Raw genomic sequence first — 14,450 nt, forward strand, 5'->3', positions numbered from 1 at the left:
TGCAGTTCCGTGTCGCAGGATTATGGTCCGTTGCGAGAGATTCCGGGTTGGCAACAGTTGATGGTCGATGCTGGCACTGCGATGATTCATGGGAATGGAGAAATCGCGTGGATCGAGAACGGTCGAGTGTTGCATGTCCAGTCGATTCGAGCATTCAACACGGCTTCAGAACTGGTGGAATTTACCGAGACGCTGATGCCTACCAGCCGAGGTCATTGAATTGCGAAAGTCACATACCGAACTCCGCAAAGATACCGAAAAGATGCGAGACGAGTTCGAAGCGTTCCGAAAACAGGAAGCGGCTGACTCGGAGGGCCTCAACGACGCACCCTCGAAAAAGGACGACGCGAACAAGGAATGAAGATTTCCATCGGCTCACGCCGACGGCGACAATCTGTCGCCACTTCGTGGCTATCTCAGTCCCAACGGGACGGCACATTGTCGCTACGGGCGCGAGCCCGTGGATTCGAAATCGCGAGCAGCACCAAAGACCTGAAGGGGTGACAGGAGTCGTGTGCGACCTGCCGTCCCTTCGGGACTTCCCGGAAACGTTGCTCACGGTTTCCACCGGCTCACGCCGACGGCTAAAACCTGTCGCCACTTCGTGGCTATCTCAGTCCCAACGGGACGGCACATTGTCGCCACGGGCGCGAGCCCGTGGATTCGAAATCGCGAGCAGCACCAAAGCCCTGAAAGGGTGACAGGAGTCGTGTGCGACCTGCCGTCCCTTCGGGACTTCCCGGAAACGTTGCTCACGGTTTCCACCGGCTCACGCCGACGGCTAAAACCTGTCGCCACTTCGTGGCTATCTCAGTCCCAACGGGACGGCACATTGTCGCCACGGGCGCGAGCCCGTGGATTCGAAATCGCGAGCAGCACCAAAGCCCTGAAAGGGTGACAGGAGTCGTGTGCGACCTGCCGTCCCTTCGGGACTTCCCGTAAACGTTGCTCACGGTTTCCATCGGCTCACGCCGACGGCGACAATCTGTCGCCACTTCATGGCTACCACAGTCCCAACGGGACGGCAGGTTGTCGCCACGGGCGCGAGCCCGTGGATTCGAAATCGCGAGCAACACCAAAGCCCTGAAGGGGTGACAGGAGTCGTGTGCGACCTGCCGTCCCTTCGGGACTTCCCGGAAACGTTGCTCATGGTTTCCATCGGCTCACGCCGACGGCTACAATCTGTCGCCACTTCGTGGCTATCTCTGTCCCAGTGGATTCCTGGGCGGTCACGGGAATCTATCACCGGCGATATGCAACCTGTTTGATCGTCTCTTCCAATCATCATCGTTGTCCGGTTGAAACTCATGGATCCTGAGCTGAACTCGCCGTACACCCCGCCACTCACCACCGACAGTGTTGCCCCATCGCGATTCCGGCGTCTTGCGAGATGGAGAACGATTCCGGTGGTCGTGTTCGGCTTGGGTGGGTTAGCGGGAATCGCCAGTGGGTTATGGTTGACAGCCTATTTCTGGTACACCGCGTTCGCTTGAGACGCACCGCTGATTTACCCCGACAATTACAGGGCCCTGGTTCGCTGGCCGATCTTCACCGTTCTCTCCGTGATCTGCTTTTGGGGAGCGATCAAAATCTGGCGTGGCGGTTTCAAGGTGGGACTCTTGGCTTCCATCGGGGCATACTGTGCCGCACGACTAGTATTCTTCCTGATCAACGACCTGTGGTGATTGTTTCCCCAAACAGTTCAACTGCCGAAAGACTGCTGCTGACCTGATTGGCGATGAGTGATCGGAATGGTGTTTCAGTTGGGGCGTTCGTCGTGGTGGGAGGCGGGAGCCTCCAAGACATTGCATTCCCAGGCAGGAGCCTGGGAACGAGTGGGGCAGAGGCGTCCGGGCATACAAAAAGCCTGGCCAAAATTGCTTTTGAACAGGCTTGGGAAGGCATCCAAGTGGGCGATGCAAAGTTCGAATCTGTGACCTCTGCCGTGTGAAATCGAATTTTTGCCCTTACGCAAATCACGTTTTTTGCGCGAAAACCCCCACTTTCGTGGCGTTTTTCATCATATCAGGTGCAAAGCAAATTGCAACCAACGGCGTTGATTGCGGTACTATTCGCGGTATTTTACCGATAAACGGTAGTCGTACCGCAAACGATCCGCGTTTGACCGGCCTCCGAGTAGCCGGATCAGCACCGATCTCAGTGCCCTCCGATTGGAGCCCAGCACCGCCGTCGGCCCCTCCTCCAAACGATGCACGGCGGAGCGAGATCGAACGGAGAACCAACAGCCACACCCGAGGCGTCAATCAAGGCACTCGCCTGCTCCGTCTCATCCAACTCCGACGCGGCCTTCGCAACCAGCATTCGTTCGCTGGGCATGTAGTGTTGCCCCCTCATGACCGCCATCTCTTGTCCGACTTCAAACACAGTGAGGATCATGGAGCGGCGGTTCGCTGACTCTGATCTGTTGCATGCTGTGATCCTCCATGATTGCTGCGTCCGCGAAGAGTGTGAATGATGCGTCGGTGATTGCGATTGCAGTGAGATTGCGGGCAGCCCAGATCACATCGTGCCGATTGGTCGATTTGCAACCACCGCATAGGCTCAGCAAACCGCACAATTGGACCCCCTCTCCGAAAATGGGTTCGAGATAGTCCGATGCAAAGATACCCCATGCAGGTATCTTGCCGATCTGAAAGGCAAGCCGAGATGCCGCTGCTCAGATCAAAGGAGTCACTTCAGTGCGATCGTTTTTGTTCAAGTCCGGACTATCAGTCATTGCGACTGCCGGAATGTTTTGTACCGCCGCCAGTGCTCAAATGCCTTCGGTGGATAGCCCGGCTTCGGCAATTGGTCGCACGTTCACGCCTCCACCGCCAATGCCATCGGCACCTTATGGACTGGAGCAGCTCGATCCCAGCGGGCCGTTGTTCCCCGGTGCTCGCATCGACGGCAGTGACTTTGGTGGCACACCGGCTCCCGTCTACGTCGACGGAGAAATGATCGCCGAACAGTTCCCAATGGAAACCGAAGTCCAAGGGTATCGGCTAGAAGATTTCTTGACACTGGCGGCTCAGAACAATCCCACGATCCGTCAAGCTCGACTGCAGATCTCAGCACAGACCGCCAAGGCATTGCAGGCTGGTTTGTACCCCAACCCGACGCTGAACTACATCGGCGAACAGATCGGAGTTGATGTCGAAGGCGACAAGGATTCCCCCGGCGAGTTTCAGGGAATGACGGTAACACAACGTTTCGTCACTGCCGGCAAGTTGAAGCTGAGTCGTGAGAAATACATGCGTCGTGCTCATGTCTCCGAACACCTCGCGATGGCTCAACAGTTCCGTGTCTGCAATGACGTTCGTATCCACTTCTTTCGCGCATTGGCCGCTCGCGAGATCGTTGAGCTCCGAAAGGAACTGCTCAAGACAGCCGAAGACAGTGCTGTCACTGCTCGCGAGCTTTACAACCAAGGCCAAGCAACACGACCACAAGTCCGCAAGTCGAGCATTGCACTACAGCGGGCGAGGCTGGACGTGCTGTCCGCAGAGAATCACTACCGAGAATCGTTTCGGCGGTTGGTTGCGATCGTGGGTGTCGACTTGACCGACGGTGTCGTATCTGGCGACCTGATGCCACAAGGTGAACCGCTTTCTTATCAAGAGGCGATGTCTTTGGTGCTGACGGAAAGCCCAGAACTTGCTGCCGCCCGGGCGAAGTTGGCAGCGGATCGCGTCACGCTAAGCCGCGAACGAGTTGAGTGGGTTCCCGATATCGTTGCCGAGGGCGGAGCGGGATACAACTTCGAGGCGAAAGAAACAACCGCTGCCGCGGGCGTGTCGATCGAGCTGCCCGTGTTCGATCGCAACCAAGGCACGATTCGGCAAGCCCAGTTGGACTATCGCCGGCAACAGGAAGAGATTCGCCGCACGGAGTTGATGCTAGGGCAGCAGATGGCCAACGTCTACCAACAGTATCTGACGGCATTGCAAATCGCGACCGAATACGATCGCGTCATCATCCCCGAGGCAAGATTGGCTTATCAAGAGTTGCTCGAAAGCTACAAGGCAAACCGCGTTGATTGGCCGACCGTGTTGGACGCACAGATGGACTACTTCGACTCGCGTCTCACTCGTGTGCAGCATCTTGAGCAAGTCCGCACCAACGAAGTACTCGTCCGAGGCTACCTACTGCACGGCGGATTGATGGCGGCACCTGGTCCAACTCCGCCGGGGCACATCGACGCGGTTGCGAAGCCGAGGTGAGAAAGTTGGGAGATGGGGAGTCAGGGAGAAGAGGAGTCGCGTGGCTTTCGCTTCATGGCTAATCGGAACACGATCAATTTGTTGAGAGAACTTGAACATGTCGAACACCGAACAACGACGCGGATTCTTGAAAGCTGGCTCCATTGCCGCAGCGACGGGCTTCGTCTCCAACCTGCTCGGCGGCAACGCCGCCGCACAGCACCCCATTCTCAACTCCCCGTCTCCCACTCTCCCTGACTCCCCCACCCTCAACTCCGAATACGACGGATTCTCGCGGTTCAAACCCAGTCGCGGACTTGATCCGGATTCGGATTACTACATCGGCAAGCTGGTTCCGGGATTTCGCAAGGCTTCCGATGGCCCTGCACCGTTTGAGGCTCCCGACGTTCCGAAGCTGCCGTACAAGATGGACGGCGGGGTGAAGGTGTTTGAACTCGTGCCGATGGCGGTTGAACAAGAGTTTCATCCCGGCGTGAAGATGAACGTCTACGGCTACAACGGCAGCATGCCCGGCCCGACGATCGAAGTCACTCAAGGCGATCGTGTGCGCATCATCGTGACCAACGAGTTGCCCGAAGATACCTTCATGCATTGGCACGGTTTCGAGCTTCCCGTTCAGTATGACGGAGCTGCCACACTGACTCAGAATCCCATCAAGCCGGGCAAGACGAAAGTTTTTGAGTTTGACATCCATGAAGAGGGCACGTTCTTCTATCACTCGCACGTAGCGATGCAAGAAGCGTTTGGTCAGGTAGGTTGGTTCATTGTCCATCCCAAGAAAGTCTTCGGCCCGCCTGTCGATCGCGATTTCGGATTGCTGTTTCAGAACTTTCACATTCCACCGACGCACACGATCAGCGATTCGTGGGCGATGGATTGGAACTGGCACACGATCAACGGCAAGAGTGGCCCCTACACGACGCCGCTGGTCTGCAAACACGGCGAACGTGTTCGTGTGCGACTGTTGAATTTCTCCCCGATGCAACACCACCCAGTCCACTTGCACGGACACACCTTTTGGGTGACCGGTCACGAAGGGGCTCGCATTCCCAAAAGTGCCTGGGTTCCCCGCAACAACGAATTGGTCGGTGTCGCCCAAGCCTCATGCTTCGAGCTCATCGCCAACAATCCCGGCGACTGGATCTTTCATTGCCACATGGTCCATCACATGATGAACCACATGGTCAAACAGGTCGGACCGCGAATTCGAGATGACGCATCGGTCGATCAGTACCTCGCGAATCTCAGCAGCCGCCCCCAAGTCGACGCTTCACGCTCGGCCAAGTTCGACGTTCCGGGCTATCCGCAAAAAATGCAAGGCATGGAAATGTCCGGTGACTTCATGAAGGCCATCTGGAGTCGCAAGGAAGTTCGGGGGATGCGAGCGAACTACCCGATGAGTGTGAAAGGATTGATGACGGTGCTGCGTGTTCTGCCCGATGACCTCTACGACTTGGTGATGAACAGCGACCAAGAAGTTGAAAAGGGAGCCGTGTTTGCTGAGATTGTTCGGCGATTCGGGGATCCGTCGAAGTATGAAGCCGCCCCGAAGATGATGATGTGAAGCAGACTGACGTTGATGGCAATCGCCCGCTAAAATAGGCGAACTATCGCGGCAAGCCCAACCGAAGTCTCCACGAATGCTCTCCGAAGACGAGAAAAAGAAGCTCGCCCACCGACTCCGCCGGATCGCCGGTCAGGTAGCGGCGGTCGAGCGAATGATCGACGAAGACGCTGATTGCGTCGACACCCTGATGCAAATCTCGGCGGCGACCGGTGCGCTCGACAAAGTCGGCCGCTTGGTCCTCGAGAACCATCTGAAGACTTGCATTCGGAATGTGATGACCACCGGCGACGGGACCGAAGTGGATGCGAAACTGGAGGAGCTGATGACTGTCTTTCAAAAGTACAGTCGATAGTCTCTCTGCTTATCCCTCAAGTTCCGCGATCAACTGTTTCATCTCGGCGATTTCTTTTCTCTGTGCTTCGATGATTTCGTCAGCCAGTTTGCGAACACGTGGGTCTGAGATGTTCGCCCGCTCACTGGTCAGGATTGCGATGGAGTGATGCGGGATCATTGCCTTCATCCAAGACACGTCGTCCACCGTTTGCTGACTGCGGACGAGAAACAACGACGTCGCGAATACGATCGCGCTGCCAACAAAAATGCCGATGTTCGCTTTCTTGTTTTTGTACATCCCAAACATGAACGCAAGCATGACAGTTGCCATCGTCGCTCCCATTAAAATCGCCATGTAGAAACGTGTTTCGCTCCAGAAGACGTGATCCAGCGAGTAGGTGTTCAGGTACATGAGCCCGAGCATTACGACGGAGGAGGTCGCAATCATGGCAGCGAAGGTTCGGTATTTCATTGTTTTGTCGAAGCAGGGGAAAGAAGGCAGGGGTGGCGTGCCGCTTCAACGCTGCCAAAGACAACGCATCGGTCAGGACACCACCCCCGCGTGGATTGAGACTGGGAATGAGTTGGGAGTTGCTCTGCTCCCAGATTCCTTCCCTTCGCTCAGCGAATCGCTGGAGCATCGACTCCTTGCGATTTCAGAACAGCCAGATACTTCTGCGGCTCTGCGGCGATCTTTTTCGCGCAACCTGGACAGCAGATGTAGATTGCTTTGCCATCGGCGTTGACTTTGTAGGGGCCACCCATAGCGTCGAGTGGTTCGTCCATGACGGGGCATTTTTTCTGTGCCGCAATGAACGGCTTATCCGCATCGGACACTTTAAACACGTCTGGTCGGACCGCGTCAGTGCCTGCTGGTACGACGTTTCCCCTGACTCTCTCACTCCCCTTCTCCCCATCTCGATAGACCATCGCCAGATACTTTTCAGGTTCGGATTGAACCTTCTTGATGCAGCCTTTGCAGCACAGGAACAACGGTTTTCCACCGACCAAGAGTTTGATCGGTTGGCCCATTCCGCCGAGCGGTTCGTCCATCACGGGGCAGACCGCTTGCTTGGTGATGAGTGCCGCGTCTGATTCGGTGAACTTGACGACTTCGACTTTCGGCCTGGCTTGGGTGAACTTTTCAGGATTGGCTTTCAAGGCGTCAACGCATCCAGCACAGCAAACGAACAATCGTTGCCCTGCGACTTGCACGGCGACGGGATTGCCCATGCTACCGAGTGGCTTCCCGCTGACGACGCAGACCTTTTGTCGTGCGATCGCGACCGCGTCCAGTTCGGATTGCGCCGGCGAAAGAACCGTCACATCTTGGTAAGCGAGGGTGTCGCGGGCCGCACCGACAAGTTGAATGTCGACCGTCAGTTGCCGACCAACGACGCGGGACAGATCAACATCAGCTTTGAGTGCGTTGTCCTCGCTGGGGAACAAGTCGTAACGATACCGTTTGGCGTTGCCTTCAACAGAGAGACGAGCCACACCACGACTCTGTTGAACAGAAACGGGTTGGCCGCCCAGATCGTAGAGGTAGACCTTCAATCCGGCAGGGGTGACAAGCGTTTCTGCTTGTAGGTTGCCGACCGCTTTGAGGGGCCCTTTGTGCGGACCGGTGGTCGACGTCTGACGTTGCGCGTGTTGGTGGTTGCCCGCATGCGGTACTGCTTGCTGGGCAATCAGGGTCGTCGGAAGACTAGCCAACGCTAGCAGTACCACCAACGTTGGATGGGCCAGCAATGGAAAGGTAGTTGCGTTCATTCTTGCTCTCCTGAAGCAGAAAGATTTGGCACACGTCCGTCGTGTGCCAGGAATGCGAATTGATTCAATGAATTACGCTGCATGAGAAATCTCTTCCCGAGGCGTGTCTTCGGTGCCCGCCCAATGATGATCAGCTAGACCGAAATTCATCTTGAACTCTTTGAAGCCGCAGTAGACGACGGGCACCACAAACAGAGTGACGATTTCGACCGCCATGCCACCGAAAACGGGCAGAGCCATCGCTCGGGCGACGTCAGCACCTCGGCCGGTCGCCATCAGAACGGGAACGAGTGCGACCAGAGTGGTTGCGGTGGTCATCAAGCACGGCCGAATTCGCCTGACGCCCGCGTCAATCGTTGCGGCTCGAATGTCAGCGACTGTGTTCAGTCGTCGTCGCGTGAAGACTTGATCGAGATAGGTGGCGATCACAACGCCGTCGTCGACTGCGATGCCGAAGAGGGCGATAAACCCGACCCAAATCGCGGTGTTCATTTCGGCCCCGTAGATCGCCAGAAGAATCATGCCGCCGCCAAAAGCGACCGGGATTCCAGCGAACACGGCCAGCGTGATCGGAACGTGACGAAATTGCAGGTAGATGACCAACAAGTTGATAACGATGACCAGCGGCACCAACCACATCAGCCGATTGTTGGCTTCGATTTGATTGCGGAAACTTCCGACGGCTTCGAGTGAGTAGCCTGGTGGAAGCGAAAGTCGATTGGCGTTTCCCTCGGGCAACGCCTGAGCTTCGAGCAATGTTTGTTCAATAGCGGCGACGGATTCCAAATCTCCGGTCGCCCCGTTAGAGGAAAAGGAAACGTGAGCGATCAAACGAGCGTTCTCGCTGTTGATCGCACCCGGTCCCCACGTCGTTTCTAGCTTTGCCAATTCACCCAGTGGAACCACGGCTCCACTATGCGTAACCACTGGCAAACGATCGAGTTGTTCGACTCGCTCACGCAGATCGCGGTTGTAACGCAAGCGGACGGGATAACGCTCTCGACCTTCGACCGTATTGATCAGGTTCATCCCGCCGAGTGCAGTCTCGATGACTTGGTTCACCATCTGAGCCGACATGCCGTGCCGCGATGCGGCTTCACGATCGACGGTGAATTCGATGTACGGCTTCCCAAGAACGATGTCAGGATTGACCGTTCCTGAGTTGACGTAAGGCGATTGCTTGAGATGTTCGGATACCTGCATCGCTGCATCGGCGAGTGTTTGCAGATCGTCGCCGTAGATACGAATCGCCATCGGGGCTTTGATGCCGCTTTGCAACATCACGACGCGGCCCTCGATGGGTTGAAGTGGCGAAGCGGGCGTCACTCCCGGCAGCGTCGCAACGCGGTTGATTTCATCCCAGACATCACGAGCCGTCACGCCGGGCCGCCATTCTTCGCGGGGTCGAAGCATGACGTAGGTTTCGACCATCGCGGCGGGGGCAGGATCGAGGGCCGAATCAATCCGGCCGATCTTGCCCAGAACATCCTTGACCTCTGGGATTTGGCCGATCAACACGTCCTGCGTTTGCAGCATCTGCATCGACTGACTGAAGCTGGCCGCCGGGTAGAGCGTTGGCATGTAGAACCAACTGCCCTCGTCCAGTGCGATCCAGTCGTCGGTCTGAAGCCCGGTGAAGGTGTGCTTGAGGTCGACGTAGCCGGGCAATTCGTTGGGGCGGACGCCGAGTTTCTGGACGACTCGCTCAAACGGAGCGACGACAAATGGAAGTCCGAACCATCCGCCAAGTCCCATCAGGACGATGAACGATGGCAATAGCAAAAAGGCGGATTTGTGCCGCAGGAACAGCGAGAGCGTTGGTCGATAGACCCAAACGATCGACCGACTGACAATGTTTTCATCCGTTGGTCGGACGCGTTCACGAGTCAACATCCAACCCGCTACCGCGCCGAGCATTGCTGCCGTTGCTGTGACTGCCGATAGCGGCAAATCAAACTCATCGACGACGTGATGCCCCCAGACAAAAAAGGCGGTCAGGCCGAACAATGCGGCACCCGCAATCGCCGCTATCAACGCGGTTTGCTTTCGATAGTTCGCACTGCGAAGCAGCAATTGGCAAAGCGTGGGAACGATCGTCACAGCCGCAATCAACGCCGCTGATATGGCAAACGTCTTGGTCATCGCCAGTGGCGCGAACAGCTTGTAGTCTCGCCCCGTTAGGAAAAACACAGGCAGGAAGCTGACGATGGTTGTCGTGACAGCGGTAAGCACGGCGGGCGCAACTTCCACCGCCGCATCGTAGATGACGTCGCTACGCGAGCGGGGAAGCTGGGAGTCGGGAGTAGGGGAGTCGGGAGTAGCAAGGACCGTACTCCCACCTCCTTCACTCCCACCTCCTTTACTCCCACCTCCTTCACTCCCACCTCCTTCACTCCCACCTCCTTCACCCCCACCTCCTTCACTCCCACCTCCTTCACTCCCACCTCCTTCACTCCCACCTCCTTCACTCCCAACTCCTTCACTCCCAACTCCTTCACTCCCAACTCCCGATTCCCATTCCGCCAAGTGTTGATAGATGTTCTCGCTGACGATGATTGCCATGTCGACCATCGTCCCAATCGCGATTGCAATCCCCGCCAGAGACATGATGTTCGCCCCGACGCCAAACACGTTCATCGCGATGAACGACAGCAAGACGGCAATCGGAAGCGTGACCGCGACGATGAAGCTGCTGCGGATGTGCAACAGGAACAGCAAAATGACGACCGCCGTGATCAGGATTTCATCCCGCAGTGCGGTGGAAAGTGTCGCCACCGTTTCGTCGATCAGGCTGGTGCGATCGTAGATGCCCTTGATGGTGACGCCTTCGAGCGACGGTTCGATTTGAGTGATCTTTTCTTTCACTCGTTCGATGACCGCTCGAGGATTCTCGCCGTATCGCATCACGACGACGCCACCGACCGCCTCGGCTCCGTTGTAATCGAGTGCCCCACGGCGAAAGTCTGGCCCGAGTTGCACGGCAGCAATGTCGCGAACTCTGACTGGCACGCCTTCTCGCTGCAGAATGACGGCTTGCTCGATGTCTCGGATGGCCTTTTCGGTGTCACCGTCGCTGCCGAGAAACCCCTTGCCGCGAACGATGAATTCCATACCGCCGGTTTCGACGGTCTTGGCTCCGACATCGAGATTGCTTCCGCGTATGGCCGTCACGACTTGGTCGAGCGGGATGCCATGAAAACGAAGTTTGTCTGGGTCGACTTCAATTTGATATTGGCGAACGTAACCTCCGATGGAAGCGACTTCGCTGACACCCTCGACGGCCTGCAAGTCGTACTTGATAACGAAATCCTGCAGACTCCGTAGGTCAGCCAGACTCATGCCATCCTTGGGCGGCACCAAGACGTAGTAGAAGACTTGTCCAAGCCCGGTCGCGTCGGGCCCAAGCTGGGGCACAACGCCGTCTGGAAGCTGCGAGGCGGCGGAGCCGAGTTGTTCGGAAACCCGGCTGCGTGCCCAGTAGAAGTCGACACTGTCCTTGAACGTGACTTGAACGAAGCTGTATCCGAACATGCTCTTGCCGCGAACCGATTCGGCTCCCGGCACCGCCAGCAGCGAAACGCTTAGCGGGTAGGTGACTTGATCTTCGATGTCTTTCGGCGAACGTCCCGGCCAAGGTGTCAGCACGATGACTTGGTTCTCGCCAATGTTTGGAATCGCGTCAATCGGAACACGGTTGTAGCTGATCCAACCAAAGACAGTGACGCCGATCGTCAGCAGGACGACCAACCAAGGCTCTTTGACGCAAAAGCGAATGATGCCTCTAAGCATCGCTTCGCTCCGAGGTGGGAGAAGGGGGGCTGGGAGCTAGGAGAAGTTGTTGATCGAGTAAGGGATAGTCATTCTCGATGTTGTAGGTCTCCCCATTCTCCTTCACTCCCGACTCCTTCACTCCCGCCTTAAAGTCGACGCACCACTTCGACGAGCCGTGAATCATCGCGACAATCATCCGCAAAATCTCGTCGTAGAACTCGATCGCCTGTTTCGTCGTGTCCGTATCGAGATAGCTGTGCGCAGCAGCGTACTCAATCCAAACCTGCGTTTCGGCAGCTTCTGCCTCCGCAATATTCATCGTGCTACAGAAGTGCTTTTCGTAGCGTCGCTTTCGCCATGCCTCTGCAACATTGGCACTCACACTCCGTGACGAACGACGTACCTGATCCGTCAACGAATACATCTCCTCACGGGGAAACGACTTCGACAATTCAAAGATGCGTTTTCCGGCAGCAAACGATTTTTGAAAAACGATCAAATCGCGATGTGACCGTACTCGCTCATTCATTTCAATTCTCCTTGCAGCGCATCACTACCAGTCTGGCCACTCCCCACTCCCATCTCCTTCACTCCCATCTCCCCCACTACTTCACCACAGGAAAGCATTTCGCTGCCCCAATACGGATTGACCAGCTCGTCTTCAGGTTGCATCCAATCGCCACCACCACCGGGAACCATTGGGCAGTACATGTGAACCAACTTCGTTGCTGTCTGCTTGCCGCGAGCGATGGTCGCCGCACGGAGCAGCGAATGGCTGAGCGGCCGGAAGGATTTCCGGACCTGCTCCAGCGAACCTTGCATTCGTGCTAGGGATCGCTTGGCACTTTGCAGATGACTTTGCGCCTCATCGGGAACGTCCGCCAATCTCGTCAGCATGCCCAGCGATTCATCGAGCTTGTTCATCTCCAGCGGCGGAGGACTTTGGTCGGCGGCCAGAGCTTTCTGAATTGCAAAGTAGGCGGCATAAGCTCGGTCAAATTGCTCGGCACTCTCGCCGGTCAATGCGATCGGTTCGTTGTCAGGCAGTTCCAGAGGTCCAGGCGGATAGCTGGCCGCTTTGCTTGGGTCCATCAGCGAAGGATTCCCGGCGAGCTGCATCTGCGAATCAATCAGGAAGTTGCCATTCGTTGCAACCGTTTCGCCCGACGACATGCCTTCCAAGATGACCGCCCGATCGTCCGTCATCGGTCCCACCGTCACTCGGCGAATTTCAAAACGACCAGGATCCGTTTCGACATACACGACACTGTTCTCGCCCGTCATCAACACGGCATCGCGGGGAACCGTGACAACTTGCTGTTTCGGCAATGGCTCGCTGGCATAACCGAGCTTCGACGTGGGAATCAAATCCATGCCACAGATGGGGCAATCGCCCGGTTGCTCGCGGATGACCTGCGGGTGCATTGGGCTGATGTACTTTCCTGCGAGCACCGGATCGTAGATTCGATCTTGGCGAATGGCTGGAACGTAGACGCGTGCGGTCGCGTAGTCGCCCGGCTTTAGTTCCGCATCCGGGTTCAGCATTTCGACCCGAATTTGAACGGTGCGGGTCTTGGAATTCACGGTCGGGTCGATGAAGGCAACCCGTCCCGTGAAGACTTCGCCGGGTAACGATGAGACTTCCGCTTCAACCTGTTGTCCGAAACGAATGCGAGCGGCATCGTCCGGAAATAGATCGAGCATCAACCACACCGTCGACAGATTGGCGATGCGATAGATCTTGTCGCCCGTCTTGATATAGTCACCCTCAACGGCGTGCTTCTCGATCACGGTGCCTTTAATCGGCGAGCGAACACGAATCCGGCTTTCAGCTTTCCCGCGTGAACGAAGCTCGGCGACTTGGTCCTCAGTCAAACCAAGTTCGATCAGCTTTTGTTTCGAGAGTTCACCCATGTTGGATGAACCACCCAGTCGTTTCAGTTCGCTTCCTTGCACAGCGGTCAGGTATTCAACTTGGGCTGAATACAAATCGGGACTGTAGATCAACGCGAGGTCATCGTTCTCTTCAACCGGCACACCGACGTAGTTGGCGTAGAGCTTCTCGATGCGACCACCTACGTAGGCGGAGATCGTTGCCAACTTGCTCTCGTCATAGTCGACTGATCCGATCGTGCGAATGGTTTGCGAGACGGGACCGAGTTCGGCGGTTGCGGTTTGAATTCCAATCAAGCGGCGAGCGGCCGGTTCGATCGTCACTGACAATCCATCGCCGCCACCACCGCCGGTTGCTTTGACCAGCTCCATTGCGCAAACCGGACAACGTCCCGGTTCACTCGATGGCGGAGTACACATCATCGGACAGATATAGCGGTCATCCCCGGCGTCGGCGTTCGCGACAGAGGGCTTCGCCGAGTCAGCAACCGGCACCAACTTCATCGCACAAATCGGGCAATTTCCCGGCTCGTCCTGCCGAATCTGCGGATGCATTGGACACGTATAAATCGTTTCTCCATTGTTGGAACCGGCATCGTCGCTTGTCGCGACCATATCGCCGTTGCGAATCCAGCCCTGCCTCTGGGCCAAGCCAACAAGTGCAATGCCCAACACGAACACAGCCAACAAGACACCGGCATGCGTAACCGTCCGGCCAAGCCATTTGAGGGCGGATAGGCGGTCGCGAAGTCGCACCTTGGACGCAACATCAACGCTCGCCTTTGGCGATGTTTCGTCGCTGCCGACTCGTTCGGACGCACCGGTTGCGGACGCTTCCGCCAGTGGCGTTTCGGTATGTTTGGATTTGTTTTCACTCATGGATCACTCCA

11 protein-coding genes are annotated in these 14,450 nt (G+C 56.6%); 6 read left to right on the top strand and 5 right to left on the bottom strand.

Annotated elements, in window-relative coordinates; genetic code table 11:
• Positions 1-9 precede the first annotated feature (9 nt).
• The 6 genes from UH5x_RS23635 (at position 10) to UH5x_RS23660 (ending at position 6,142) form a co-directional block, all read left to right on the top strand.
• Positions 10-219, top strand: coding sequence for a hypothetical protein (locus tag UH5x_RS23635; RefSeq protein ID WP_482633900.1), 210 nt, complete (start codon positions 10-12; stop codon positions 217-219).
• A gap of 1 nt (position 220) precedes the next feature.
• Positions 221-361: a hypothetical protein gene (locus tag UH5x_RS23640; RefSeq protein ID WP_482633901.1), complete on the top strand. Its 141-nt coding sequence runs from the start codon at positions 221-223 to the stop codon at positions 359-361.
• A gap of 946 nt (positions 362-1,307) precedes the next feature.
• Complete coding sequence (locus UH5x_RS23645; RefSeq protein ID WP_482633902.1) at positions 1,308-1,493, top strand: hypothetical protein; 186 nt, start codon at positions 1,308-1,310, stop codon at positions 1,491-1,493.
• A gap of 1,257 nt (positions 1,494-2,750) precedes the next feature.
• Positions 2,751-4,223, top strand: a complete 1,473-nt coding sequence (locus UH5x_RS23650; protein ID WP_482633903.1) for a TolC family protein — start codon at positions 2,751-2,753, stop codon at positions 4,221-4,223.
• Positions 4,224-4,320: 97 nt separating this feature from the next.
• Positions 4,321-5,787: a copper oxidase gene (locus tag UH5x_RS23655; RefSeq protein ID WP_482633904.1), complete on the top strand. Its 1,467-nt coding sequence runs from the start codon at positions 4,321-4,323 to the stop codon at positions 5,785-5,787.
• 76 nt (positions 5,788-5,863) lie between these two features.
• Positions 5,864-6,142, top strand: coding sequence for a metal-sensitive transcriptional regulator (locus UH5x_RS23660; RefSeq protein ID WP_482633905.1), 279 nt, complete (start codon positions 5,864-5,866; stop codon positions 6,140-6,142).
• Positions 6,143-6,151: 9 nt separating this feature from the next.
• Here the strand turns inward: UH5x_RS23660 and UH5x_RS23665 are convergent, their stop codons facing one another.
• From UH5x_RS23665 to UH5x_RS23685, 5 genes are all read right to left on the bottom strand, one after another.
• Complete coding sequence (locus UH5x_RS23665) at positions 6,152-6,595, bottom strand: DUF305 domain-containing protein (RefSeq protein ID WP_482633906.1); 444 nt, start codon at positions 6,593-6,595, stop codon at positions 6,152-6,154.
• A 149-nt stretch (positions 6,596-6,744) separates the two neighbouring features.
• Complete coding sequence (locus UH5x_RS23670) at positions 6,745-7,896, bottom strand: hypothetical protein (protein WP_482633907.1); 1,152 nt, start codon at positions 7,894-7,896, stop codon at positions 6,745-6,747.
• Between the two features lie 72 nt (positions 7,897-7,968).
• On the bottom strand, positions 7,969-11,685 hold the full coding sequence (locus UH5x_RS23675) for an efflux RND transporter permease subunit (protein ID WP_482633908.1): 3,717 nt from the start codon (positions 11,683-11,685) through the stop codon (positions 7,969-7,971).
• The gene (locus UH5x_RS23680) at positions 11,678-12,196 is read right to left on the bottom strand and encodes a four helix bundle protein (RefSeq protein WP_482633909.1); all 519 of its coding nucleotides are present in this window, start codon (positions 12,194-12,196) and stop codon (positions 11,678-11,680) included. Before UH5x_RS23680 ends, UH5x_RS23675 begins: the two co-directional genes overlap by 8 nt.
• Positions 12,193-14,439, bottom strand: a complete 2,247-nt coding sequence (locus UH5x_RS23685; RefSeq protein ID WP_482633910.1) for a heavy metal-binding domain-containing protein — start codon at positions 14,437-14,439, stop codon at positions 12,193-12,195. Before UH5x_RS23685 ends, UH5x_RS23680 begins: the two co-directional genes overlap by 4 nt.
• Positions 14,440-14,450: the final 11 nt, after the last annotated feature.

Source organism: Rhodopirellula sp. UH5 (genome assembly GCF_056839225.1).